Below are 24,446 nucleotides of genomic sequence, written 5' to 3'. Positions count from 1 at the left end.
ATGTTATTATGGCGAATAAAATAAACAACAAGCTATTGGGATCATTATCCCTCTTAATTTCATTATGTTTTTTTTTAGCGTGGCCCGTTAGCGGGGCGACGGGCTTTTGTACGGCGACCAATGGTACAAATCTTTATACTATACCGGTGAACCAAACGTTAAATGATAGAGGACTGAACCAATCAGGACAAACATTTAGCGTAGACTTTAGCAAGATAGGTTCCGGTTACAACGGGGCCTGTGACTGCGATCAGAGTGACATCGATAAACTTGGTGATGGCTATTTTAAGGCAGATTATCTGCCAGGTACGATGCCCGGCTCACGAGACAAGTATATCGTTCTTAATGATTATATTGATGTCTCCGTGGCATTTAAAATTAGCGGTTCTAGTACGCTAACCCCGGTTCCTTTTACTGACATATCGAATGATAGATATTCCTGTAACATAAAAAGCTTCATTACCGGGGGGGCTGGTAAACTGACTTTTCTTATTAAAAAGCCTTTTGTGGGCAAAATGGATATTCCACCCATGCAGTTGGCCGCAATTTGGGGAACAGTACGGCAGGGGAGCTACTCTTCAGAACCATTGACGAAAGTAGCGATGAGCGGCTATATCATCGTTCCTCAAAACTGTGAAATCAACGCCGGGAATGTCATCAACGTGCAGTTCAGCCCTATTACCCGCAGCAAGTTTCTCACTAAGGGGCAGAAACCAGACGGCTATCTTGATGAACGCACAACGATTAGCTACATCTGCAATAATATAGATGACGGCGTGCAGGTTTCCATGTCATTTCAGGCCGCTGCCGATACAGAAATACCTGACGCTATTGCCACTTCGAATACCAATGTCGGTATTATTATTACCGATACCAACGGCGTTATTATTCCTCCCAACACCGGTGAAGTGCCTATGCCTATCTCGCGAACCGATGATTATCAAAATCAAAGGGGGGCCGTAGATATTTTAAGTTACCCCGTCAATACTACGGGTAAAAACCCTGGAACAGGGGGATTTGAAACACACGCAACGATTAAATTAGATATACGTTAATTTGTCATCCACCGCTCACCGCGCCTAATATAACCATGCTTCTGGCGCGGTTATATTGGGCCGGTCGCCATGTTTCCCTTTCGCTACCTATACTGCTAATAATGTATCCTTATCTGGAAAATCAGGAGGATAAATGGACATCATTTTCTATCACCCGAGCTTTGACACGCCGTCCTGGCTAACAGGCCTGCAAAAGCAGCTCCCTGAGGCCCGCGTACGCGAATGGCGTGAAGGCGACGGTCAGCCGGCGGATTACGCGCTGGTCTGGCACCCGCCCGTGGAGATGCTTGCAGGCCGCAGGCAGCTCAAAGGCGTGTTCGCCCTGGGCGCGGGCGTGGACTCCATTCTCAGTAAACTGCAGGCGCACCCGGATATGCTCCCGGCGGGCGTGCCCCTGTTCCGTCTGGAAGATACCGGCATGGGGCAGCAGATGCAGGAATACGCCGTCAGTCAGGTGCTGCACTGGTTCCGCCGTTTCGATGATTACCAGGCGCTGAAGCAGCAGGCAAACTGGCAGCCGCTTGAAGAGTATCGTCGGGAAGATTTTACGATAGGTATTCTGGGCGCGGGCGTACTTGGCGGCAAAGTCGCGGAAAGCCTGACGGCATGGGGCTTCCCGGTGCGCTGCTGGAGCCGCAGCAAGAAGGATTATCCGGGAGTAGCAAGCTTTGCCGGGGACGAAGAGCTGGGCGCGTTCCTCAATGGCACCCGCGTGCTGATCAACCTTCTGCCGAACACGCCGCAAACTGTTGGTATCATCAACAAAACCCTGCTTGAGCAGCTTGCTGACGAAGCGTACGTGCTTAACCTTGCGCGCGGCGTCCATCTGGTGGAAGAGGATCTGCTGGCCGCGCTTGATAGCGGCAGGCTGAAAGGTGCAATGCTGGACGTCTTCTCCAAAGAACCTTTACCGGCCGATAGCCGCCTGTGGAAGCACCCTCGCGTGGCGATTACGCCCCACGTTGCGGCCGTCACGCGGCCCGAGGAGGCAATGGCCTACATCGCAAAAACCATCCGCCAGATTGAAAAGGGCGAGAAGCCGAAGGGCGAAGTTTCCCTCCAGCACGGTTACTAAAACAATGCCCGGCCTTGCGCCGGGCTAAGATTGCGGACAAACGCCAAAAAAACGTGGTTTTTTGGCGTTTGGGGTAAATCAGGAAGATAGCTCCTTTATTTTATGAGCGTTTAATTGCGCCTGGATGATGGCAAATACAGGTCAATCTCCAGGCCCGGCCTTGCGCCGGGCTAAAACTCAACGGTAATAACTGCTATCCTTGCGTGAAAGAGAAAAAAGGAGAGAGTCATGTACCCCGTTGACCTGCATATGCATACCGTCGCCAGCACCCACGCCTACAGCACCCTTCACGACTACATCGCCATCGCCCGCAGTAAAGGCATCAAGCTATTTGCCATCACCGATCACGGCCCGGATATGGCCGATGCGCCTCATTACTGGCATTTCGTGAACATGCGCATCTGGCCGCGCGTGGTTGATGGGGTAGGCATCCTGCGCGGGATCGAAGCCAACATTAAAAATACTCAGGGCGAAATCGACTGCACCGGCCCGATGCTGGACTCGCTGGACCTGATTATCGCCGGATTCCACGAGCCGGTATTTGCGCCGCAGGACCAAGCGACGCATACCGAGGCGATGATTGCCACCATGGCCAGCGGCAACGTGCATATCATCAGCCACCCGGGTAACCCGAAGTTCCCGGTCGACATCCCGGCGATTGCCCAGGCCGCCGCTAAATATAATGTGGCCCTTGAGCTGAACAACTCCTCCTTCACGCACTCTCGTAAAGGCAGCGGGCCAAACTGCCGCGCTATTGCCGCCGCCGTGCGCGATGCGGGCGGCTGGCTGTCTCTGGGGTCGGATTCCCATACCGCTTTCACCCTGGGCGATTTTCACGAGTGCCGCAAAATTCTGGATGAAATTGATTTCCCGCAAGAGCGCATTCTTAACGTCTCGCCGCGTCGTCTGTTAGATTTCCTTGAAGCCCGTGGCATGGCGCCAATCGCCGAATTTGCCACGCTATAATCTCTACCTCTATATGGATAGTTCGCATGAATGAGTTTTCAATTATTTGCCGTATCTTAGGATCGTTGTTCTACCGCCAGCCGCAGGACCCGCTGCTGGTGCCGCTGTTGACGATGATTCGCGAAGGGAAGCTGGCGGCAAGTTGGCCACTGGAGCAGGACGATCTGCTGGCGCGCCTGCAGCAAAGCTGCGATCCGCAGCTGCTCGCGGCCGATTACAATTCGCTGTTCGTCGGCGAAGAGTGCAGCGTGCCGCCGTACCGTTCCGCGTGGGAAGAGGGGAGTCACGAAGGCGAAGTACGCGAGTTCCTTAAAGAGCGCGGCATGCCGCTTGCAGAAACGCCGGCTGACCACTTCGGCACGCTGCTGCTCGCCGCCTCCTGGCTGGAAGACCAGTCGCAGGAAGATGAATACGAGGCGCAGGTGGCGCTGTTCGACGAGTATCTGTTGCCGTGGTGCGGCACCTTCCTCGGCAAGGTGGAAGCGCACGCTACCACGCCTTTCTACCGCACTCTGGCGGTCATCAGCCGCGAAGCTATCCAGGCGATGCGCGACGAGCTGCAGGAATCTGAAGAGGAATAAAAAGTGATATGCATCACATTTGTGATGCAATGAATTTTTGTTTCTTTCATAAAACGTGCGGCGGATCGTGGTTGGGCCTATAGGCTCTGCTATGATACGCCGCCATGAACATACTCATTTCTCTCGCATTGACGACCGGTATCCTCTCAGGCCTTTGGGGCTGGGTAGCGGTGAGTCTTGGTTTACTCAGTTGGGCTGGCTTTCTCGGCTGCACCGCCTATTTCGCCTGCCCGCAGGGCGGCCTCAAGGGGCTATTCATTTCTCTTTGCACCCTGTGCAGCGGGGTGATTTGGGCGCAGGTGATTATTCACGGCAGCGCGCTGGCCCCACATCTGGAAATCCTCAGCTATGTCCTGACGGGCGTGGTGGCTTTTCTGATGTGTATTCAGGCTAAGCACGTGCTGCTTTCGTTCGTGCCGGGCACCTTTATCGGCGCGTGCGCAACCTTTGCCAACCAGGGCGAATGGCGAATCGTCGTGCCTTCTTTATTACTGGGGCTGGTTTTTGGCTTTGCGATGAAGAACAGCGGGCTATGGCTTGCGGCGCGAAAGGCCAGGCAAACGTCAGCCGTTGTTGAATAAAAAAAACCAGCCTGAAATGAGGCTGGTTTTTTATTACCGGTTGACCATCAGGACTCCGGCGGCACCGACATCTCTTTATATTTGACCAGTACCGGGTTATTCACGTCGCCGGGGTTTTTCAGATCCCACAGCCCGCGATCGATACCGTCATTAACCAGGTAAATGACCCCGGTCTCGATAGCCGACATCAGGCACATCATGACCGGTTCGTTGCTGGTATAGCCGATTTCGCCTTCCAGCAGACGCTGGTAGTCGATAAAGCGGAATACCCCGGCCTGCACTTCATAGGAAAGAATCGTTTTGCTGGTGTTCACCGAAGATAAAACTTCACCGGTGCTGACGTTAACCACGCGCAGGTTCACGGCAATCTGATCGAGCTGATACTGCGTATCGGCACCAATCCCAAAATACCGCGCCCCCACGCCGCCCGACTTCACGTTGCTTTCATACCCGATAATCGAGCCTTCAATCATCACGTTTGCCGCCACCAGCGATTGCAGCGGCTGGCGGTTGTTGTCGGCAACGGTGCCGTTTTCCTGAGCGGCACGAATAATTTTACGCTCGTTCAACAGGTTTTGAAGGCCTTGACGCTCCAGTGGAATAAACCAGCGAGAGTCTTTTAACGCGGTAACCAGCATCGCGGTGGCGCTTTGCGGTACGGCGGTTGAGAAGTTACTCGCTGGATAAGGTTTAAACTGTCCTGTTTCATCCTGAATATTATAAACCGATACGAAGAGTTTCCCTTTCGCGTCCGGCAAATGCGTTAAATCACGATAACTCTGGGCCCGAGGCATTAATGTAGGCTTAGCGGCTTCTTTAGGTGGCGCGGTTAAACAACCACTTAATAAACACACTGCTACGATAAGAAATAAGCGCTGCATGATGTTTATCCTTAAATACTTTTGATTGTTTAAGTCCACTAGAAATCAGTAGAGCTATTTTGTAAGCCTGCAACCTGTATTGTTGATATTTTACCTGTTTTCCGGTCGGTAACGTTTAGCTGTAACTGGCCGTCAGTATTTTTAATATCGACAATAAAGTCGTTGGTCACCATGCGTCCCGGCTTGCCGGTGTTGATATTGGTTAGCAGCCCGCCAAGTATCTGCGATTGAATAGCCTGGGTGAAGTTATCCAACGCAGAAGGGGTCTCCACGCCAAAATCATCGTTATAGCTCGGGTCCTTGTAGGAGTTTTGGGCCTGGGCTCCGTTGAGTAAATACGAGCCGTTATTTGGGTTACCCCCAAAATTGGGGTTAACAAACTGAAACGTCAGATTACCGCCCCATGCCAGCGGGCTAAAGACAAGCAGGGTCACAACTGCATGTGTAATACGCATGACGGCCTCCTAAAATTCATCGTGGGTTAAATCGCCGGTACTCAAGAGCGTTTTATCGATCTGTCGGCGTTTAATTGCCTCTGCGGTTGATTCCAGTGCAATATCGACGTTGCGGTCGAAGTCGCGTTTAGTGGGGAATAAAAAAGCCTGAAATATAACGTCCTGTTCGACAGTAATGGTTATCCAGCTTCCCCAACGGGCACTGGGTCGCTCATTTATCGTTAGGTTCCCGGTAAAACTACTTTCCCACTTGTCACTGAAGGCTCGGTAAAAGTCGTGGCCCACGGAAGAAACGGTGTGGTCCGTTAACAGCCCGGGGATTTCCACTTCTACGGCGCGAACGCCCCCGGAAGCGCACAGTAATACTGTCGCCAGCAGCACAGCAGGTTGTAATTTCATCGCCTTATCGCCTGAGATTATCGTTTGCCCAGGAAACCGCCTGAGTGCGGTTTTTAACGGCTATCTTCTTGAATAGGTTATAGAGATGAGTTTTTACCGTGTTCTCACTAATAAATAGCGACTGTGCGATTTCAATATTAGAAGCGCCAATGCGTAATTTATTAAGGATTTCCTTTTCACGGTGCGTCAACAGCGAAGACTCTACGTTGTTGAAGCGATAGTTTCCGGAGTGATTAATCAGATAACTGGCTAACTTCTGGGAGAAATAACACTCCCCCTCCATCACGCCACGAATCCCTTCCACCACCCGAGGCTCTTCCTCTGACGTATAAAACACCCCGTTGATATGGGGCCAGTTTTCTATGTCGCGGAATTGATACTCTTCAGGGGTATTGAGGAGTAAGAGTTTAATGCTGTTATGCTTGCGGCTTAAGTTATCCTGCCAGTAATTAATCAGTTTTTTATCCGCTTCGACCATATCGAACAACACCAGAACATTACCGGCGATCTCTTCTAAAGATCGTTGAATGTTATGCAGTTTTCCGTTTATAGCCAGAGACGACTTTAAATGTTGTAATAAAGCCGAAGCCTGCAGCGATGGTTTCGTGATCAACAACAATGTGTGACCATTTAATGTATGGACTTCATTAAACATGATGAAACTCCACCCGATTATATGCACTACCAGCCGAATTAACAGAAAGTTAATTCTCCAGAGGTACTGATTGTGCGGCACTGCTGTGTGAAATATTAAAACACCGTCAAAAAGGTACCTGAGTACCGCTGACATAGTGTTAATAGAAAATGGTTACTGCTGATTTCAATCTAGCGGGTAGTAATCTTAAAGCAAGTGTTAAAGATGTTACGGAATGTAACTGAAGATATTAAAATGTTGCAACATGAAATTTTGACTATTTAGTCTTAATGCTAAAGTTGTACATATTTAATATCTTGCACAATTTTAAAAGTCATACAATTATTTGTATCCATTTGTTTTAAATGAGTTTTATTTTTATCATTAGGTCTTAATCAAGTTTTAACATATGTAAGCGACAGCGCTTTCTAACAACACGCCCGCTTCGCTTAAGAAATGTCTTCACGGTGACGGCGTTCAAAAGAATAATTTAAAGTGTCGCACAACGTGGGCCAGCAAAGCGGCAACAATGACGCCAGGAAATGCCGGGGTATTTAGTTTTATGATTAATTAATGAATGCCAATGAGAACGCCTTGTTGGCTATGGTTTTTTCCGCATAACTCATACTTTGGGGTGAATATAATTATAAAAATACAACGTGCGGGTGAGATATTTTAAATGTTTCGAAGGACATACTCATTTTCGTAACGCAGCAATAACTTTTCATCGTTTGCGTTAACAACGAAATAATTTTGGCATATTTACCTGGCAGCATCCAGGTCCAGGATGACAACATGAAAAACAGATCGTTATTTATGGTGTTAGCATTGCTGGGTGCGCCTGGTTATGTAATAGCAGCGGGTCCCGACCTTGCTGCTTCAGAGTATAACTTTGCTGTTAATGAATTAAGCAAAGCTTCTTTTAATCAGGCAGCCATCATTGGTCAGTACGGCGGCAATAATAATGCAGCCGTCTGGCAGAAGGGAACCCGGCAACAGGCGGAAGTGGTTCAGAATGGGAACAGCAACCGCGCAAATGTCGATCAATCAGGAAGTTACAACTTGGCTTATATTTCGCAGACCGGCAGTTCTAACGATGCGGATATTAAGCAAACAAATTCTGGCAACGCCGCCTTAATTATCCAACAAGGTTCGGGTAATAAAGCCAGCATTATCCAGAGCGGTACGCAAAAAACAGCAGTTGTAGTGCAGAAACAGTCACAAATGGCGGTTCGTGTTATCCAACGATAATACACAAACTATTTGGGCTATTATTCTCAATCCGATGGGGGTTTACCATGAACTTTTTCAAAGTGGCAGCATTAGCAGCGTTGGTAGTTTCCGGTGGCGCAATGGCAGATAGTTTTGGTCATGGCGGCGGAAGTTTCCCACAATCAAATGAAAACTCAACCCTGAAAATTTATCAGGGTGGTGGCGGTAACAACGCGACTGCACTGCAATCTGACGCTAAAAACTCCATTACCGATATTAAACAGTTCGGTGGTGCTAACGGGGCTGACGTAGGTCAGGGCTCCGATCAGAGTTCAGTAGAGCTGCTGCAAAATGGCTATGCCAACAACGCCACCATCGATCAGTGGAACGGCAAACAGTCTGATATCACCGTGCATCAATACGGTGCTAGCAACGGCGCCGTTGTTGACCAGACCGCATCAGGTTCACACGTCAACGTGACCCAGGTTGGCTTTGGTAACCATGCGACGGCTTCCCAGTACTAACTGAGAATCTGCGCTATATAAAAACAGGGCCATGGCCCTGTTTTTTTATTGGGGGAAACTATGCACACGTTAATTTTGCTTGCCGCACTCTCAAATCAGCTCACTTTCGCCACCCAGCAGCAGGGTAATATTTACACCATCGAACCCGTCGCCACGCTTACCAGCGACTGCCGTTGCTCGATGACGCTTGCCGCAACGCGTTCCGGAGCTGCGGGGCAGAGCACCAGCAGCCAGCAGTCCAGCGTTCAAATTAAAGCCAACCAGCCGATAAAACTCACCAGCCTGAGCCTGAATATCGATCCCGGCGATAGCGTCGCTATTACCGTCACCCTTACGGACGGAAAGGATATTCACCTTGAAAAACAGTGGACGCCGCCCGGCAAAATATAATGAATAAAAATGTCACCGGAATGTGACCCTGTAGTTGTGAATGTGTCATCTATAGACCAATGTTTAACTGTAGTGCTTTTGTTTTCTGCCGATAACCTCATTACGACCTGCATTTGAGGAGTACAGAACGTGGTAAAAGCTACTGTTAAAAGGTTACTTTGTTTCGCGACGTTTGCGGCCCTGATACCTCTGTCACAGGCCGGTGCCGTAGACGGCGTTATCCATTTTACCGGCCAGATTGTTGAAGGGGGATGCGGCTTTACCCCGCAGGCCCAAACGGTCAATATCTCCTGCACCAGGCAGGGCAAACCGGCAACCTATACCGTTAAGATAAACCAGCTTGGCCGTTACTCAGTAAAAAGCGACACCCCTGTTCATACCGACATTCACTATCTCGATCCGCAGCATCGCCTCGCGGTCATCAACGTTGTCTATCAGTAATTAGCGTGGGCCGGTATGGACACCGGGCCATGAGATTTTACCGATACTGATTTATTTCAGCGCAGCTTTTGTTACTATTCCGCGCCGCCGATCCCTTGGTCGACCAAAAAATAACTTCTTTTGGATATATCCGATCGGTTTGAGAGTTATTCCATAGCCTGTGACAAATTAAAAAGATATATCTGCAGGCAGCAGCGTATGAATGATGGTAGCGAAAATGAAGTTAGCGTTTAACCTTGTCGACTGGCAGGCCCGCGCCCCCGGCTTAACGGATGCCGAACGGTGGCAGGAGTGGGCCACACTGCCGCCGGTCATTAGCGCGACGGCCGAACTCGCCAAAAGCACCTTTTTACCGATGATGACCGCGCGCCGCCTGGCGTCTGGCAGCCGTCTTGCGGTGGATTGCGCTTTGGCCGTGCTTGCCTGCGCCGACGCTGACGCGCTCGTTTTTGCCAGCCGCCACGGCGAGCTGGAGCGCAACTATAAAATCCTCACGGCGCTAGCCGAAAAGCAGCCCGTTTCGCCAACGGACTTCGCCATGTCGGTGCATAACGCCGCCGTTGGCAATGCAACCATCGCCGCAAAAAAGCCGCTTGTTTCTTCCTCTATTAGCGCCGGGCGCGACACCTTCGGGCAGGCGCTGGTTGAAGTCGCCGCATTTCATCATGCGGGCTATCGGCGCGTGCTGCTGGTCGATTTTGACGGAACCATACCTGATTTTTACCAGCCCCATCTGGCCGACGAGCCACGGGCTTACCCCTATGCGGTGGCGCTGCTGCTGGAACCCGGTTCGCAAATAAGCGTCGAAAGCCGTCCGTCCACCTCTGAGAACTCGGCAATCCTGCCGCAAAGCCTTGCCTTTCTGCATGCCTGGCTTGCGCAGTCGCCTGAATTTACCCTCGACGGCGAAAGGCTTCAGTGGCAGTGGACGCGTCGCTAATGGAGCAGGGGATAGCCCAAAAGTTGGGCTGGTGCTGGCGTGTTGCCATGACCGGCTGGCTGTTTATCCTTTTCGGCAGCGGGGGGCTTGCGCTCTCGCTGCTGTGGTTTAACGTTCTGCTCGTCGTGGTGCGAAACCGCGACAAACGCCGCGCCCTGGCACGCCGCAGCATCGCCGCAAGCTTTAGGCTATTTTTACGCATCGGGCGTTTGTTGGGCGTTTTTGATTACCGGTTTACGGGCGTGGACCTGCTACGCGGCGACAAAGGCTGCCTGGTCGTGGCAAACCATCCGACGCTGCTGGATTACGTTTTTATCGCCTCGCAGGCGCCCGAAATTGGCTGCCTGGTGAAAGCAGGCCTGATGAACAATCCCTGCTTTCGCGGCGTTATCCGGGCGGCGGATTACCTGGTGAACAGCCAGGGGGAAACGCTATTGCCCGAAAGCCAGCGGCGGCTGGCGGCGGGGGAGTCAATCCTGATATTCCCCGAGGGCACGCGTACCCGTCCCGGCGAGCCGCTTGTTATCCAACGCGGCGCGGCGCAAATGGCGGTACGCAGCGGCTGCCCGGTGCGCCTGGTGCACATTCACTGCGACCGGCGCTTCCTCGATAAGGAAAGCCGCTGGTATCAGATACCGGCGCGCAGGCCGATGATTACGCTGACGGTGCGCGAGCGGATCGACAGCCAGAATTTTATAAAAGCACAGGACGAGGCCCCCGCGCAGGCGGCGCGTCGTCTGAGTGATTATTTCCGTCAGGCTTTAGTGCCTGACTCTCGTTAAGACCCGGATACATTTATGGATTCACTACACAACGCACTGAAACGGTTAATTATCGACACGCTCAGTCTTGAAGACGTCAGCGTTGACGATATCGACAGCGAAGCCCCGCTGTTTGGCGACGATGGCCTGGGGCTGGACTCAATCGACGCGCTCGAGCTGGGCCTGGCGGTTAAAAAAAGCTATGGCGTGGTGCTCTCCGCCGAAAACGAAGCCATGCGCCAGCATTTTTACTCGGTGGCGACCCTGGCCGCGTTTATTGCCAGCCTTAACCCGGCGCACGACGCCTGAATGATTGAAACAACGAGCAGGTTATGAATAAAGAAGATATTTATCAGGAAGTGAGCGGGCTGCTGGTCAAGCTGTTCGAGCTGGACGCGGAGCAAATCACCCCCGAAGCGCGCCTGTACGAAGATTTAGATCTCGACAGCATCGATGCCGTGGACATGGTCGTGCATCTGCAAAAGCGCACCGGCAAGAAAATCAGGCCGGAGGATTTCAAGGCGGTACGCACCGTGCAGGACGTGGTGGATGCGGTAGAACGGCTGCACCAGGATTCCTGATGCGCGCGCGGGCCGCAGCGTTGCTAAACCTTGCTGGAGGGCTGGCCGTTATTGGCTGGCCTTTTGCCGTGTGGCTCGCCCTGACCCATCCGCACCTGCGTATTCTGCTGCCGCTGCTCGCGCTGTGCTTTGTCCTACGGCTTGCGGCGCTGCGCGGGAAAAGCGGCGCGTTAGTTCGCGCCGGGCAGGGGCTTGCCGCAGTCGGCATCATCCTCACCCTGGCGAGCATCTGGCTGCGTGAAGCGCGGCTGCTGCTGTGGTATCCGCTGGTGGTGAATGCCGTCATGCTGGCGCTTTTCGGCGGCTCGCTGTTAGGCAAAATGCCCATCGTGGAACGCCTGGCGCGCTGGCGCGAAGGGGAGCTTTCCCCGGCGGCGGTGCGCTATACGCGGCGAGTGACCCAAGCCTGGTGCGCTTTCTTTATCGCTAACGGCAGCGTTTCGCTGTGGACCTGCCTGCACGGCGATATTCACCTCTGGACGCTGTGGAACGGCATGCTCAGCTATCTGGCGATGGGCGCGCTGTTCGTCGGCGAGTGGCTGGTACGCCAGCGGGTAAAACGCCGCCATGGATAAGTTTTTACCCCTCGGCGAGTGGCTTAGCGCCGCACGCGGGCCGCAGCATATTGTGGCCTTTGAAGGCGATAAAATCTGCACGCAGGCCGCGCTCGTTGAAGACGTTCACCGGCTTTATGGCGAGCTGAAAACACGCCCCGAAGAGCGCTGGGCGCTGTGCTTCGAGAGCGGCTACCGGTTCACCGTTGCGCTGCTCGCCGCGCTGCACGCGGGGAAAACGCCCGTGCTGCCGGGGCACTGCCGCGAGGCGCAGCTGCGCGAGCAAAGGTCACAGTTCAGCGGCGTCATCACCGATTTACCGCTGGCGCTCGATTGCCCGGTTATCAACGCGCAGGCATTAGCGCCGCAGGCTGAACAAACGCTGCCGCCGATAGCGCCAGGTGCTGCGGTGATACTTTTTACCTCCGGCTCCACCGGGGAACCCTCGCAGGTTCGTAAAACGGTCGGCGCGCTGAATGAAGAAAGCGCCTGGCTGGCGAAGCTGTGGGGCCGCGAGCTGGAAAACTGCCGCGTCGTTGCCTCCGTCAGCCACCAGCATATGTACGGCCTGACGTTCCGCGTCATGCTGCCGATGGCGCTGGGCCTGCCCGCTGACGCCGCGTTGATCCACTTCCCGGAGCAGCTCGCCGCGCATACCGGCCACCCGCTGCTGTTTATCAGCAGCCCGGCCTTTCTGAAGCGTCTTGACGCTGGCCTTGCCGCCCCCCGGTGCCGCAAGATTATTTCTGCGGCGGGAATGCTGGACGATGAAACCGCCCGGCGGGTGCAGGACTGGCTGGGCGAGGCGGTTTGCGAGATTTATGGCACGACGGAAACCGGCGTCATCGCCTGGCGCAGGCATCTGTCGGCCGGACTGCTCTGGCAGCCGTTTCCTGCCGTCGGCTTTGTCCCGGAGCAGGACGGCTGGGCGTTGACCTCGCCTTTGGTCGAGGGCGGCAGCTGCCGCCTTGACGATAAACTCGAATTTACGCCGGACGGGGCGTTCAGGCTTCTGGGCCGCCGAGACCGCATCGTCAAAATTGAAGAGAAGCGCGTTTCGCTGAGCGAAGTCGAACGCCGCCTGCTGGCGCTGCCGGACGTGCAGGACGCGGCGGCAGTTCCCCTAACCCGTGCCGGGCGCACCGTGCTCGGCGCCGTTGTGGTGCCAAAGAACAGGGCGGCGCTGCCGGTCAACTATAAAATCCACTGGCGAAACGCGCTTCGTCAGTGGCTTGAGCCTGTGGCCGTCCCGCGTTACTGGCGCATCGTGGAAAGCATCCCGCTAAACAGCCAGAGCAAACGGGCCTGGGCGCAACTACAGGAATTATTTAATGAAACCCATTATTGAAAGCCGCACGCGGCCCGGCGAAAACAGCCTTTGCCTGCGGCTGCGTATTCCGGCTGGCCTCGACTGGTTTCGCGGCCACTTCCCGACCCGGCCGCTGCTGCCCGGCGTGGCGCAGCTTGACTGGGTGATGAGCTTCGGCGCGGAGCTGGCCCCCGACATGCGTTTTAGCGCCGTCGACAGCGTAAAGTTCCAGCGCCCGGTGCTGCCGGAAAGCCTGCTTGAGCTGAACCTGAACTGGAACCCGGAACGCGGCGTGCTGAGCTTCGAATACCTCGCGCTTGCCGACGAGGCGCGCAGGCCGGCGAGCAGCGGAAAAATAAAACTATGTCCGCGCTGACGCACGCCGCACCGAACGCCGCTGAGATCCAGCCCTGCGTGGTGATCCCCTGCTACAACCACGGCGCGACGATGCCCTGCGTGCTGGCGCGCCTTGCGCCGTTCGCGCTGCCGGTCTTTATCGTTGACGACGGCAGCGACCGGGCAACCGCGCGGCAGCTCGATCTTCTGGCGGCAGGCTATCCGAACGTCACGCTGGTGCGTCTGGCGACCAACGGCGGAAAAGGGCAGGCGGTGATTGCCGGGCTGCAGGCCGCGCGGCGGGCGGGCTTCAGCCACGCCGTGCAGCTCGACGCCGACGGGCAGCACCGCATCGAAGACCTTCCCCGTTTTCTGGACGAGGCGCGGCGGAACCCGGCAAGCCTGATTTCCGGCCAGCCGGAATACGACGAATCCGTCCCTAAAGCCCGCCTGTACGGGCGCTACGTTACCCACGTATGGGTGTGGATCGAAACGCTTTCCCTGTCGCTAAAAGACAGCATGTGCGGATTCCGCGTTTACCCTGTCGCAGCAACGCTTGCCGTCATTGCCCGTCACCCGCCCGGCAAACGCATGGATTTCGACACCGAAATCATGGTGCGGCTTTACTGGAGCGGCACGGAAAGCCGCTTTTTACGCACCCGCGTGACCTATCCGCAGGACGGGATATCGCACTTCGACGCGCTGCACGACAACCTGCGCATCTCCTGGATGCACACGCGGCTGTTCTTCGGCATGCTGCCGCGCATCCCTTCGCTGCTCGCTCGCCGCCGCCGCGCCGCGCACTGGGCCGCCGTGCCCGAGCGCAAAGGCCTTGCCGGAATGCGCCTGATGCTGCGCGTCTACCACCTGTTGGGGCGGGGCGCTTTCAACCTTTTGCTGTATCCTGTCGTGGCGTGGATGTGGCTCACCGGCAAAGATCAGCGCCGGGCTTCGCAAAGGTGGCTTGAACGCGTTCGCGAGCGGGCGGCGGCTAAACAAATCGATCTCCCTGCGGGCCTCAACAGCTATCGCCACTTTTTGCGCTTTGGCGACGCGATGCTCAACAAAATCGCCGCCTGGCGCGGGGACATCAAATGGGGGCGCGACATTCATTTTGCTCCCGGCAGCCGCGAAGTTTTGCAGCCGCAGCCCGGCGGCGGCAGGCTGATCCTCGCCGCGCACCTCGGGGATATCGAAGCCAGCCGCGCGCTGGCGCAGGTTGACGCGGGCCTGGTCATCAACGCGCTGGTTTTTACCGACCACGCCCAGCGGTTTCGCCAGATTGTCGAAGAGATAGCGCCGCAGGCGGCGGTCAATCTGCTGCCCGTTACGCACATCGGCCCGGAAACCGCCATCATGCTGCGCGATAAGCTAGACGCGGGGGAATGGGTGGCGATCGTGGGCGACAGGATTGCGGTTAATCCGCAGCGCGGCGGCGAACGGCGCGTGTGCTGGAGCCCGTTTATGGGCGCGCCCGCCCCCTTTCCGCAAGGGCCGTTTATCCTGGCGGCGGCATTACGCTGTCCGGTCATTTTAATGATGGTGCTGCGCGAAGAGGGCAAACTGCTGATTCACGCGGAGCCGTTTGCCGACCCGCTCATACTGCCGCGCGCCACGCGCCAGCAGGCGTTACAGCAGGCGGTCGATCGCTACGCCGAACGGCTTGAGGCCTACGCTTTACGCTCGCCGCTCGACTGGTTTAATTTTTATGATTTCTGGCAATTGCCGCAGGAACGGGAGAGGGAATGTTAAGCGACCCACGCTTTAGCGCAGAAGTGAGTATCAAAGTGCCCTTCCACGACGTGGACGCGATGGGCGTGGTCTGGCACGGCAACTATTTCCGCTATTTCGAAGTGGCCCGCGAGGCGCTGCTCGACCAGTTCGGCTACGGCTATCGGGCGATGAAAGCGTCAGGCTTCGTCTGGCCGGTGGTGGACACGCGGGTGAAGTATCGCGGCCCGTTAACCTTTGAACAGCAGATCCTGGTACGGGCGAGCGTAAAAGAGTTCGAAAACCGTCTGAAAATCGGCTACCAGATTGTGGATGCCGCTAGCGGAAAATGCACGACGACCGGCTACACCATTCAGGTGGCGGTAGACGCGGCAACGGGGGAGATGAGCTATGTCTCTCCGGACGTATTATTTGAACGCATGGGGATCAGGCCATGAACAAACTGTTATTGACCGCGCTGCTGCTGGTGAGCGGCGTCGCAAACGCCATCACCCTGGACGATGTGCAGCAGCGCTTTGCCGCCCAGCAGGTGGTGCGCGCCTCGTTCCAGCAGGAACGCCAGATTAGCGGCATGGCACAGCCTCTACACTCCAGCGGCGAGGTGCTGATCGCCAAAAGCAAAGGCCTGTGGTGGCAACAGCAGCATCCTTTCCCGATGACGCTGATCCTCGACGACAGCCATATGGTGCAGATCATGGGCAGCCAGACGCCGCAGGTCATCACCGCCGACAGCAACCCGCAGATGTTCCAGTTTAACCACCTGCTGCGCGCGCTCTTTCAGGCCGACCGCAAAGTGCTGGATGAAAACTTCACCAGCGAGTTTACCGACCAGGGCAAAGGCCGCTGGAAGCTGGTGCTGACCCCGACTACCACGCCTCTCGACAAGCTTTTTAGCACCATCACGCTACAGGGCGAGCAGTTTCTCAACAGCATTGAGCTGAACGATATGCAGGGCGATTTCACCGAAATTACCTTTAGTAACCACCGCCCGGAGCCGCGAAAGCTGACGCATGAAGAGCAACAGCGTTTCGTTTTCTGAGCTGCACCGCCGGGTAGCCTGGGCCTGGCTTGCCGTCGTGGCGCTGCTGGTCGTTGCCCTTTGCGTGCTGCTGCCTAATTCACGCCTCGACAGCAGCGTGCTTTCGCTGCTGCCCGCGCAAAGCCTCGGCGAAATTCCGCCCGAAATCGAAGCGGGATTTTTAGCCCGCCTCGACAGGCAGATGCTGTGGCTGGTCAGCCCCGGCACCTCCGCGGACGCTTCGGTCGCCAGCGGGTGGCAGGCGCAGCTTCAGCGCCAGCCTTTCCTGACGCAAATTCAGGGGCCGATGGACGCCGCGAGCCAGCAGGCGTGGGGAAAATTCTACTTCGAACACCGTAACGGGCTGGTGGATGAGCAAACGCGCGCGCGCCTGCAAAACGGCGGTGAGGCGCAGGCGCAGTGGGTTCTGTCGCAGATCTATTCGGCGTTTTCCGGCGTCAGCGGCAAAGAGCTTACCAACGACCCGCTGATGCTGGTGCGCGGCTCGCAGCTTGCGCTCCAGCAAAGCGCCAGCCGGTTGCGGATGATCGACGGCTGGCTGGTGGCGAAGGACGGGCAGGGGCGCTACTGGTACATGCTGCACGGCGAGCTGAAAGGATCGTCGTTTGATATGCAGCGCGGGCGCGAGGCGGTGAGCCAGCTCCGCACGCTTCAGCATCAGCTTGAACAGCGGTTCCCGCAGGCGAAAGTCATGTCGCGCGGCACGCTGTTTTACAGCGATTACGCCAGCCAGCAGGCGAAGCACGATGTCTCAACGCTCGGTCTGGCAACGGTCATCGGCGTGCTGCTGCTGATCCTGCTGGTGTTTCGATCGCTGCGTCCGCTGCTGCTGTGCGTTACCTCGGTCGGCATCGGCGCGCTTGCCGGAACGGCCGTCACGCTGCTGTGCTTCGGGCAGCTGCACCTGATGACGCTGGTGATGAGCCTCGGCATCGTCGGCGTTTCGGCGGATTACACGCTCTACTACCTCACCGAACGCATGGTGCACGGCGGGGAAAGCACGCCGCTCGGCAGCCTGCGCAAGGTGCTCCCCGCGCTGCTGCAGGCGTTAGGCACCACGGTGCTGGCGTATCTGATCATGATCCTCGCGCCGTTCCCCGGCATCCGCCAGCTTGCGGTCTTTGCAGCAAGCGGCCTGACGGCATCCTGCCTGACGGTGGTGTGCTGGTACCCGTATGCGGTGCGCGGCCTGCCGGTGCGTCCGGCACCCGCCAAGAAATTTCTTTCCGCCTGGCTTACGGCCTGGCAGACCCGGAAAATCGTCCGTTTCGGCATCCCGCTGGCGCTGCTGGCGGTGAGCGCCGCGGGCGTGGCGATGCTGCGCGTCAACGACGACATTTCTACCCTCCAGGCCTTGCCGCAGGATCTGCTGCGCGAGGAGCAGGGCATCACCGCGCTGACCGGGCAGGGCATGGATCAGAAATGGTTCGTGGTGTACGGCAAAAGCGCGGAGCAAACGCTCAAGCGGCTGGAAAAACTTGCGCCGCAGCTGGCTGCCCTGCAAAAAAATAAGGTTATCGACGGCTATCGCCTGCTGCCGCTGGCCTCGCTTGAGCGCCAGCAGGCGGATCTTCATCTGTTGAGCGAGGCGGCTCCGGTGCTGCAAAAGCGGCTGGCGGAAGCGGGCGTTACGGTGAGCGCGCCAAACTTACAGCAGATGCCGGTCACGCCGGATATCTGGCAGCAAAGCGTTATCAGCAGCGGCTGGCGTTTGCTGTGGCTGACGCTCCCCGACGGGCAAAGCGGGGCGCTGGTGCCGGTGAGCGGCGTTCACGACGGCGCGGCGCTAAAGGCGCTGGCGGAGAAATCCCCCGGCGTCAGCTGGGTGGATCGTAAAAACGCGTTCAACGCGCTGTTTGGCTTCTATCGCACCCTGCTGGCGGGGCTGCTGGCGGCGGCGGTCGCGGCGATTGCCGTCAGCTATATGCTGCGGCTGGGGGTGCGGCGCGGGCTTATCAACGTGGTGCCTTCGCTGCTTTCGCTCGGCGGCGGCCTTGCCGCGCTGGCGTTTAGCGGGTACGCGCTAAACCTGTTCTCGCTGCTGGCCCTTGTGTTGGTGCTGGGCATCGGCATCAATTACACGATCTTCTTTAGCAACCCGCGCGGCACGCCGCTGACGTCGATGCTGGCGGTCACCGTCGCCCTGCTGACGACTTTACTGACGCTTGGGATGCTGGTTCTGAGCGCGACCCAGGCCATCGCCGGATTCGGGATCGTGCTGAGCTGCGGAATTTTCTGCGCCTTTCTGACCGCGCCGCTGGCCTTGCCCATTAAGGAAAAAGGGAAATCATGAATAATCAAAAACATACCCGCTTCGCAGGCTGGTTAAGCGAAAGCGCCATCCACCGCGTATTCATCGCCGCAACGGTTTTATTACTCACCGCCTGTAGCGCCGCGAAAAAAGACGACGGCCGCCCGCAGGCGTGGCTGAAGCCGGGAACGCTGGTCACGCTGCCCGCGCCGGGCATCAGCCCCGCGATTAGCGAACAGCAGCTGCTCACCGCGCGGGTCAAAGGTAAAACGCAGTCGCTGATGGTGCTGCTCAACGCCGACGACCAGAAGGTCATGCTGGCCGGGCTGTCGCCGCTGGGCATACGCCTGTTCCGCCTGACCTACGACGCGCGGGGCGTGAAAACCGAGCAGTCGATTACGCTGCCGGACATGCCGCCCGCCAACCAGGTGCTTGCCGACATCATGCTGAGCAACTGGCCGCTTTCCGCCTGGCAACCCCAGCTGCCGAAGGGCTGGACGCTGAAGGACATCGGCGACCGCCGCGAGCTGCGCGATGACGGCGGTCAGCTTATCGAAACGGTGCGCTACGTTAGCCGGAACGGACAGCGCCAGCCGGTCAGCATTCAGCATCACCGCTTTGGCTACCTGATCGTGATTCAGCATCTGGACAATCAGCCATGATTTACCTCACGGCGGCGGGCATGGTCAACGCGATGGGCAACCGGCTTGACGACATTGCGGCCAATCTTGTTGCCGCACGCTCGCCCGGCATGGCGGCGGATAAAGATGGCTGGCTGCAGCAGGGCGAATGCTGGGTAGGGCGCGTGACGGGGGAGCTGCCCGCGATCCCCGCTAGCCTGCCGCAGCACGACAGCCGCAACAACCGGCTGCTGCTTGCCGCGCTCGCGCAGATCCGCCCGCAGGTGGACGAGGCGATTGCCCGCTACGGTGCAGATCGCGTGGCGGTAATTTTGGGCACCAGCACGTCCGGGCTGGACGAGGCCGACCGTTACGTGAGCGGCCAAAACGCAACGTATCGCTACGGCCAGCAGGAGCTTGGCGATCCCTCGCGTTTTATGAGCGAATATTTGCAGCTTTTCGGTCCGGCGCTGACCGTTTCCACCGCCTGCTCATCCAGCGCCCGCGCGATAATCACCGGCAAACGGCTGATCGAATCCGGCATGGTGGATGCCGCCATCGTCGGCGGCGCGGATACCCTAAGCCGCATGCCGGTCAACGGCTTTCACAGCCTCGAATCCCTGAGCGACCGCCGCTGCCGGCCGTTTAGCGCCGAGCGCAACGGTATCACCATCGGCGAGGCGGCGGCGCTGATCCTGCTCAGCCGGGAACGCGGCCCGGTGCAGCTGCTGGGCGTGGGCGAATCGTCCGACGCGTGGCATATGTCGGCCCCGCATCCCGAGGGTATCGGTGCGATTCGCGCTATCGAAATGGCGATGCGGCAGGCGGGGCTAAGCGCGGCGGACGTTGGCTACATCAATATGCACGGCACCGCGACGCGCCTGAATGATGAAATTGAGGCAAAAGTGATTAACCAGCTTTTCGGCGACCGCGTGCCGTGCAGCTCGACCAAGCATTTAACCGGCCACACGCTGGGCGCTGCGGGGGCCTGTGAAGCGGTGCTTTGCTACCTGCTGCTGTCGCGACGCCTGCCGCTGCCCGCGCAGGATTTCAGCGAATCCACGCAGGATGCGGCGCTTGCCCCCTGCGGCTTGATTAGCGAACCGCGCCCGGACTACAGGCCGGTCATACTGTCGAACTCGTTTGCTTTTGGCGGCAACAACGCCACGCTTATTTTAGGAGCCACCCGTGACTGACTACCTTTCCCCGCAGCGCTATCTGCCCCACGAAGCGCCAATGTGCCTGTTGGAAAAGGTGATCGGCGTGACGGAGGAAACGGCGCACTGCCGGGTTACGGTCGGCCCCGACGGCGTGCTGGCCCCGTTTTTGAGCGACGACGGCACGCTTGCGGGCTGGTTCGCCATCGAGATTATCGCCCAGACGGTGGGCGTATGGTCGGGCTGGCACCGTGTCAATGCAGGCAGTGAATCCGTCGGCGTGGGCATGCTGCTCGGCGGGCGCGGCATACGCTGCCCTGACGGCAAATTCCCGGCCAACGCCGTGCTGGACTGCAAAATCACGCTGCTGATGCGCGATGACAAAATCGGCAGCTTCGAAGGTGAAATTTTTGCCGGTAGCCGGCGTGTGGCAAGCGGGCGGGTGAACACCTATCAGCCCGATAAAAACGAATTAGAACAATTATTTTAATGAGATAGCGGTTATGACAAGAACAGTTTTAATTACCGGCGCGAGCAAAGGCATCGGCAGGGCGATTGCCCTGGGCCTTGCGGCGGACGGTTTTAGCGTGGTGGTGCATTATCACCGCGACCAGGAAGGCGCACGGCAAACGCTTGACCACATTGAAAAGCAGGGCGGTTCGGGCCGCCTGATGCAGTTTGACAGCGGCGACCGTGCGGGCTGCCGGGCAACGCTTGAGGCCGACATCGAGGCCCATGGCGCGTATTGGGGGCTGGTCAACAACGCGGGCGTCGCCCGCGACGGCGCGTTCCCGGCGCTCAGCGATGAGGACTGGGACGGCGTTATCCACACCAATCTCGACGGCTTCTATAACGTCATCCAGCCGTGCGTCATGCCGATGATCGGCCTGCGCGACGGCGGGCGCATTATCACGCTGTCGTCCGTTTCCGGGCTGATGGGCAACCGCGGCCAGGTCAATTACAGCGCGGCGAAAGCGGGCATTATCGGCGCGACGAAGGCGCTCGCCGTGGAGCTTGCGAAGCGCAAAATCACCGTTAACTGCATCGCGCCGGGCCTTATCGACACCGGCATGATTGAGATGGAAGAGGCGGCGCTGAAAGAGGCGATGCGCATTATTCCGCTTCAGCGCATGGGGCAGCCGGAGGAGGTCGCCGGGCTTGCCCGATACCTGATGTCGCCCGCTGCGGGCTACGTCACGCGCCAGGTTATCTCGATTAACGGAGGCATGCTGTGATTCGCCGCGTCGTGGTCACCGGCATGGGCGGTGTTACCGCCTTTGGAGAAAACTGGCAGAGCGTTTGGGCGGGTTTACGATCGGGTAAAAACGCCGTGCGCGCCATGCCGGAATGGCAAATTTACGACGGGCTGAACACGCTGCTCGGCGCGCCGATCGACAATTTCACGCTGCCGGAACACTACACCCGCAAGCGCATCCGCGCGATGGGGCGAGTCTCGCTGCTGGCGACGCGCGCAACCGAGCTGGCGCTTGAGCAGGCGGGCCTGCTGGACGACCCGATTCTCACCGGCGGCGATACCGGCATCGCCTACGGCAGCTCGACCGGCAGCACCGGGCCGGTCAGCGAATTTGCCACGATGCTCACCGAAAAACACACGCGGAATATCACCGGCACCACCTACGTGCAGATGATGCCGCACACCGCCGCCGTTAACGCCGGGCTGTTCTTCGGCCTGCGCGGGCGGGTTATCCCCACCTCCAGCGCCTGCACTTCCGGCAGCCAGGCGATTGGCTACGCCTGGGAGGCGATTCGCCACGGCTATCAGACCGTGATGGTCGCGGGCGGCGCGGAAGAGCTGTGCCCGTCCGAGGCCGCCGTCTTCGACACGCTGTTTGCCACCAGCCAGCGCAACGACCGGCCGCACGCCACGCCGTCGCCGTTTGACCAGCAGCGCGACGGGCTGGTCATCGGCGAGGGGGCCGGAACGCTGATCCTTGAAGATCTTGACCACGCCCTGGCGCGCGGCGCGAAGATCTTTGCTGAGATCGTCGGCTTCCACACCAACTGCGACGCGGCGCATATCACCCAGCCGCAGAAGGAAACGATGCAGATTTGCATCGAGCGCGGCCTGCGCTCTGCTGGAATTGCGGCGAGCGACATCGGCTACATTAACGCCCACGGCACCGCGACTGACCGGGGCGATATCGCGGAAACCCAGGCGACGGCGGCGGTGTTTGGCGCGGGCACGCCGATATCTTCTCTGAAAAGCTATTTCGGCCATACGCTGGGAGCCTGCGGGGCGCTCGAGGCGTGGATGAGCATCGAGATGATGCGCGAGGGCCGGTTTGCCGAAACGCTGAACCTGCATAATCCGGACGCGGCCTGCGGCGAGCTGGACTACATCATGGAAAGCGCGCGGCTTATCGACACGGAATTTGTGCAGAGCAACAACTTCGCCTTTGGCGGGATTAACACTTCGCTGGTGCTGCGCAGGTGGCCGTAACGGGATATCGCCTGGCGTTTGGCGACGTTGCGCGTTTGGGGGAAGAAGAGCAGATAGAACGCTGGCTTTCCCCCGCGCTGCGGGCGTTGGCACCGGTTGGCAACCGCCGCCCGGTGTGGCTTGCCGGGAGAGTTTTGCTGGCGATGCTGCTCGGCAAAGAGTCGCTGCCCGCGCTGGCCACCGGCCCGAACGGCAAGCCGTATCACCCGGACCTGCCGCACTTCAACATCAGCAACAGCGCCACCCGCGTGGCGGTGCTGCTGGGCGATAGCGCCGTAGGCTGTGACATCGAACTTCTGCGCCCCAGAAAGCGGTTTATGGCCGTGGCGCAGCACGGTTTTTCCCCCGAGCTGTACGCATGGCTTGCGGCGCTGCCGGACGAGCTTCGGCTCCCGGCCTTCTGGAAGCTGTGGACGGCCCACGAAGCCGTGCTGAAACAGCGGGGCGGCACCGTCTGGCAAATCACCTCGCTTCACCTGCCGCTTGCAACGCTTTGCCCGCCGGGCCTGCACCTGACGCACCTGACCGTTAGCAACACGCTGGTTGCCTGCTGCGGACGCCAGCCCTTTGCCAAGGACTTTGCTCCCGAGCTGCTGGTTATTTGAGATGCTGCTGCAGGTAATCCACCAGCGCCCGTGCTTTTGCCGACAGAAAGCGGCGGCTGGAATAGGCGGCAATCAGCTCAAGCGGTGCGGGCTGCAGCTCAAGCCTGACTTCCTCTAATTCACCGCTCTCAAGCCAGGCCGCGCAGCCCTGGCGCGCCAGAACGGAGAATCCTACTCCGGCGACGGCCGCCCGCAGCGCCATTTCCCCGCTGTTGACGCGGTAATGGCCGCTGATGGCAACGGTCTCAAACCCGCCGCCGGGTGCAACAAACTGCCACGGCTGGCCTTTGAGGGCATCTACGGTGGTAATGCACGGAAAATCGGCCAACTGACGTGAGTTCTGAGGTTTTCCGCAGGTTTCGATGAGTGCCGGAGCCGCTACCACCACGCACGGGAAGCTGGCCAAGGGGCGGACCACGCAGTCGCTATCCTCAAGTTTTCCACGCGTGATAATCATCGCCAGATCGAGATCCTGCTGTAGAGATTCGAGGCCAGAGAGGTTGGTGACGCAGTGCATCTCAAGCTGAGGATGCAAAAGGGCAAAATCGGCAAACAGACCGGCGAGCAGCGACGGCCCAACCTCGTTTGGCAGGCAGACGCGAAGCCGCCCCTTAAGCTGCAGCTGTTCCACCGCAAGCTCCGCCTGCGTTTCCTCAAGCGAGGCAAGCAGCGGCTGCGCACGGGAATAAAGCAGCTGACCCGCTTCGGTCAACTGCATGCGGCGCGTGCTGCGTTCAATAAGCCTCACGTTCATCTGTTCCTCAAGCCGGCTAATCGCGCGGCTAACGTTTGAAGAGGGCATGTCCAGCGCCTTCGCAGCAGCGCTAAAGGTGCCTTTATCGGCCACGGCGACGAAAAGATGCAGGGCGTTAAGATCGAGCTTGTTGCGCATGATTATCCCATTTTT

The 24,446-nt window shown here is 57.8% G+C and carries 31 protein-coding genes; 26 read left to right on the top strand and 5 right to left on the bottom strand.

Annotated features, from left to right (window positions below; translation table 11 throughout):
- Window positions 1–8: 8 nt before the first annotated feature.
- The 5 genes from ACSPHG_RS14970 to ACSPHG_RS14950 all read left to right on the top strand — a co-directional run bounded on the left by ACSPHG_RS14970 (window position 9) and on the right by ACSPHG_RS14950 (window position 4,258).
- On the top strand, window positions 9–1,055 hold the full coding sequence (locus ACSPHG_RS14970) for a fimbrial protein (RefSeq protein ID WP_435954308.1): 1,047 nt from the start codon (window positions 9–11) through the stop codon (window positions 1,053–1,055).
- A gap of 133 nt (window positions 1,056–1,188) precedes the next feature.
- The gene (gene ghrA / locus ACSPHG_RS14965; RefSeq protein WP_435954307.1) at window positions 1,189–2,130 is read left to right on the top strand and encodes a glyoxylate/hydroxypyruvate reductase GhrA; all 942 of its coding nucleotides are present in this window, start codon (window positions 1,189–1,191) and stop codon (window positions 2,128–2,130) included.
- 228 nt (window positions 2,131–2,358) lie between these two features.
- Complete coding sequence (locus ACSPHG_RS14960) at window positions 2,359–3,096, top strand: phosphatase (protein ID WP_435954306.1); 738 nt, start codon at window positions 2,359–2,361, stop codon at window positions 3,094–3,096.
- A 26-nt stretch (window positions 3,097–3,122) separates the two neighbouring features.
- Complete coding sequence (locus tag ACSPHG_RS14955) at window positions 3,123–3,677, top strand: TorD/DmsD family molecular chaperone (RefSeq protein WP_435954305.1); 555 nt, start codon at window positions 3,123–3,125, stop codon at window positions 3,675–3,677.
- Window positions 3,678–3,781: 104 nt separating this feature from the next.
- Window positions 3,782–4,258 (top strand): DUF1097 domain-containing protein, encoded by a 477-nt coding sequence (locus ACSPHG_RS14950; protein WP_435954304.1) that lies wholly within the window; start codon window positions 3,782–3,784, stop codon window positions 4,256–4,258.
- A gap of 47 nt (window positions 4,259–4,305) precedes the next feature.
- Here ACSPHG_RS14950 and csgG read toward each other — a convergent pair whose 3' ends face one another.
- Genes csgG through csgD form a run of 4 tightly spaced genes read right to left on the bottom strand, consistent with a single transcriptional unit; the run spans window position 4,306 to window position 6,648 of the window.
- Window positions 4,306–5,139: a curli production assembly/transport protein CsgG gene (gene csgG / locus ACSPHG_RS14945; protein ID WP_435954303.1), complete on the bottom strand. Its 834-nt coding sequence runs from the start codon at window positions 5,137–5,139 to the stop codon at window positions 4,306–4,308.
- A gap of 38 nt (window positions 5,140–5,177) precedes the next feature.
- The gene (csgF, locus tag ACSPHG_RS14940) at window positions 5,178–5,594 is read right to left on the bottom strand and encodes a curli production assembly/transport protein CsgF (protein ID WP_435954302.1); all 417 of its coding nucleotides are present in this window, start codon (window positions 5,592–5,594) and stop codon (window positions 5,178–5,180) included.
- A gap of 9 nt (window positions 5,595–5,603) precedes the next feature.
- On the bottom strand, window positions 5,604–5,993 hold the full coding sequence (gene csgE, locus ACSPHG_RS14935) for a curli production assembly/transport protein CsgE (RefSeq protein WP_435954301.1): 390 nt from the start codon (window positions 5,991–5,993) through the stop codon (window positions 5,604–5,606).
- 4 nt (window positions 5,994–5,997) lie between these two features.
- A complete protein-coding gene (gene csgD, locus ACSPHG_RS14930) occupies window positions 5,998–6,648 on the bottom strand; it encodes a biofilm master transcriptional regulator CsgD (RefSeq protein WP_435954300.1) in 651 nt (216 codons plus the stop codon).
- A 774-nt stretch (window positions 6,649–7,422) separates the two neighbouring features.
- Here csgD and csgB point away from each other — a divergent pair.
- From csgB to ACSPHG_RS14825, 21 genes are all read left to right on the top strand, one after another.
- On the top strand, window positions 7,423–7,878 hold the full coding sequence (gene csgB / locus ACSPHG_RS14925; protein WP_435954299.1) for a curli minor subunit CsgB: 456 nt from the start codon (window positions 7,423–7,425) through the stop codon (window positions 7,876–7,878).
- A 47-nt stretch (window positions 7,879–7,925) separates the two neighbouring features.
- Window positions 7,926–8,363 carry a curli major subunit CsgA gene (gene csgA, locus ACSPHG_RS14920; protein WP_435954298.1) on the top strand — a complete coding sequence of 146 codons (438 nt, stop codon included), beginning with the start codon at window positions 7,926–7,928 and terminating at the stop codon, window positions 8,361–8,363.
- 60 nt (window positions 8,364–8,423) lie between these two features.
- Window positions 8,424–8,753, top strand: a complete 330-nt coding sequence (csgC, locus tag ACSPHG_RS14915; RefSeq protein ID WP_435954297.1) for a curli assembly chaperone CsgC — start codon at window positions 8,424–8,426, stop codon at window positions 8,751–8,753.
- 129 nt (window positions 8,754–8,882) lie between these two features.
- Window positions 8,883–9,194 carry a YmdA family protein gene (locus tag ACSPHG_RS14910; protein WP_435954296.1) on the top strand — a complete coding sequence of 104 codons (312 nt, stop codon included), beginning with the start codon at window positions 8,883–8,885 and terminating at the stop codon, window positions 9,192–9,194.
- 217 nt (window positions 9,195–9,411) lie between these two features.
- Window positions 9,412–10,134 carry a beta-ketoacyl synthase chain length factor gene (locus ACSPHG_RS14905; RefSeq protein ID WP_435954295.1) on the top strand — a complete coding sequence of 241 codons (723 nt, stop codon included), beginning with the start codon at window positions 9,412–9,414 and terminating at the stop codon, window positions 10,132–10,134.
- On the top strand, window positions 10,134–10,916 hold the full coding sequence (locus tag ACSPHG_RS14900; RefSeq protein WP_435956033.1) for a lysophospholipid acyltransferase family protein: 783 nt from the start codon (window positions 10,134–10,136) through the stop codon (window positions 10,914–10,916). Before ACSPHG_RS14905 ends, ACSPHG_RS14900 begins: the two co-directional genes overlap by 1 nt.
- Window positions 10,917–10,931: 15 nt before the next feature.
- Entirely contained in the window at window positions 10,932–11,204 is a 273-nt protein-coding gene (locus ACSPHG_RS14895) for a phosphopantetheine-binding protein (RefSeq protein WP_435954294.1), read from the top strand.
- Between the two features lie 23 nt (window positions 11,205–11,227).
- Complete coding sequence (locus tag ACSPHG_RS14890) at window positions 11,228–11,476, top strand: acyl carrier protein (RefSeq protein ID WP_435954293.1); 249 nt, start codon at window positions 11,228–11,230, stop codon at window positions 11,474–11,476.
- Entirely contained in the window at window positions 11,473–12,051 is a 579-nt protein-coding gene (locus ACSPHG_RS14885) for a COG4648 family protein (protein WP_435956032.1), read from the top strand. Before ACSPHG_RS14890 ends, ACSPHG_RS14885 begins: the two co-directional genes overlap by 4 nt.
- Window positions 12,044–13,378, top strand: coding sequence for an AMP-binding protein (locus ACSPHG_RS14880; RefSeq protein WP_435954292.1), 1,335 nt, complete (start codon window positions 12,044–12,046; stop codon window positions 13,376–13,378). The genes ACSPHG_RS14885 and ACSPHG_RS14880 overlap by 8 nt, the downstream gene beginning before the upstream one ends.
- Window positions 13,362–13,715: an ApeI family dehydratase gene (locus ACSPHG_RS14875; protein WP_435954291.1), complete on the top strand. Its 354-nt coding sequence runs from the start codon at window positions 13,362–13,364 to the stop codon at window positions 13,713–13,715. Before ACSPHG_RS14880 ends, ACSPHG_RS14875 begins: the two co-directional genes overlap by 17 nt.
- A complete protein-coding gene (locus tag ACSPHG_RS14870) occupies window positions 13,703–15,427 on the top strand; it encodes a glycosyltransferase family 2 protein (RefSeq protein ID WP_435954290.1) in 1,725 nt (574 codons plus the stop codon). The genes ACSPHG_RS14875 and ACSPHG_RS14870 overlap by 13 nt, the downstream gene beginning before the upstream one ends.
- On the top strand, window positions 15,421–15,843 hold the full coding sequence (locus ACSPHG_RS14865) for an acyl-CoA thioesterase (protein ID WP_435954288.1): 423 nt from the start codon (window positions 15,421–15,423) through the stop codon (window positions 15,841–15,843). The genes ACSPHG_RS14870 and ACSPHG_RS14865 overlap by 7 nt, the downstream gene beginning before the upstream one ends.
- Window positions 15,840–16,445: an outer membrane lipoprotein carrier protein LolA gene (locus ACSPHG_RS14860; RefSeq protein ID WP_435954287.1), complete on the top strand. Its 606-nt coding sequence runs from the start codon at window positions 15,840–15,842 to the stop codon at window positions 16,443–16,445. The genes ACSPHG_RS14865 and ACSPHG_RS14860 overlap by 4 nt, the downstream gene beginning before the upstream one ends.
- The gene (locus tag ACSPHG_RS14855; RefSeq protein ID WP_435954286.1) at window positions 16,417–18,738 is read left to right on the top strand and encodes an MMPL family transporter; all 2,322 of its coding nucleotides are present in this window, start codon (window positions 16,417–16,419) and stop codon (window positions 18,736–18,738) included. The genes ACSPHG_RS14860 and ACSPHG_RS14855 overlap by 29 nt, the downstream gene beginning before the upstream one ends.
- The gene (locus ACSPHG_RS14850) at window positions 18,735–19,358 is read left to right on the top strand and encodes a DUF3261 domain-containing protein (RefSeq protein ID WP_435954284.1); all 624 of its coding nucleotides are present in this window, start codon (window positions 18,735–18,737) and stop codon (window positions 19,356–19,358) included. The genes ACSPHG_RS14855 and ACSPHG_RS14850 overlap by 4 nt, the downstream gene beginning before the upstream one ends.
- On the top strand, window positions 19,355–20,512 hold the full coding sequence (locus ACSPHG_RS14845; protein ID WP_435954283.1) for a beta-ketoacyl-[acyl-carrier-protein] synthase family protein: 1,158 nt from the start codon (window positions 19,355–19,357) through the stop codon (window positions 20,510–20,512). The genes ACSPHG_RS14850 and ACSPHG_RS14845 overlap by 4 nt, the downstream gene beginning before the upstream one ends.
- Entirely contained in the window at window positions 20,505–20,963 is a 459-nt protein-coding gene (locus ACSPHG_RS14840) for a hotdog family protein (protein WP_435954282.1), read from the top strand. Before ACSPHG_RS14845 ends, ACSPHG_RS14840 begins: the two co-directional genes overlap by 8 nt.
- A gap of 13 nt (window positions 20,964–20,976) precedes the next feature.
- The gene (locus tag ACSPHG_RS14835; RefSeq protein ID WP_435954281.1) at window positions 20,977–21,708 is read left to right on the top strand and encodes a 3-ketoacyl-ACP reductase FabG2; all 732 of its coding nucleotides are present in this window, start codon (window positions 20,977–20,979) and stop codon (window positions 21,706–21,708) included.
- Window positions 21,705–22,934 carry a beta-ketoacyl-ACP synthase gene (locus tag ACSPHG_RS14830; RefSeq protein ID WP_435954280.1) on the top strand — a complete coding sequence of 410 codons (1,230 nt, stop codon included), beginning with the start codon at window positions 21,705–21,707 and terminating at the stop codon, window positions 22,932–22,934. The genes ACSPHG_RS14835 and ACSPHG_RS14830 overlap by 4 nt, the downstream gene beginning before the upstream one ends.
- Window positions 22,925–23,539: a 4'-phosphopantetheinyl transferase superfamily protein gene (locus ACSPHG_RS14825; protein WP_435954279.1), complete on the top strand. Its 615-nt coding sequence runs from the start codon at window positions 22,925–22,927 to the stop codon at window positions 23,537–23,539. The genes ACSPHG_RS14830 and ACSPHG_RS14825 overlap by 10 nt, the downstream gene beginning before the upstream one ends.
- Here ACSPHG_RS14825 and ACSPHG_RS14820 read toward each other — a convergent pair.
- On the bottom strand, window positions 23,532–24,431 hold the full coding sequence (locus ACSPHG_RS14820) for a LysR family transcriptional regulator (protein WP_435954278.1): 900 nt from the start codon (window positions 24,429–24,431) through the stop codon (window positions 23,532–23,534). The two genes, ACSPHG_RS14825 and ACSPHG_RS14820, sit on opposite strands and share 8 nt — an antisense overlap.
- Window positions 24,432–24,446: the final 15 nt, after the last annotated feature.

This window comes from Dryocola baronae (assembly GCF_051297175.1).
Classification (GTDB): domain Bacteria; phylum Pseudomonadota; class Gammaproteobacteria; order Enterobacterales; family Enterobacteriaceae; genus Dryocola.
The sequence above is the reverse complement of the archived record's forward strand: the minus strand, read 5'-3'. Positions and strand labels throughout refer to the sequence as shown.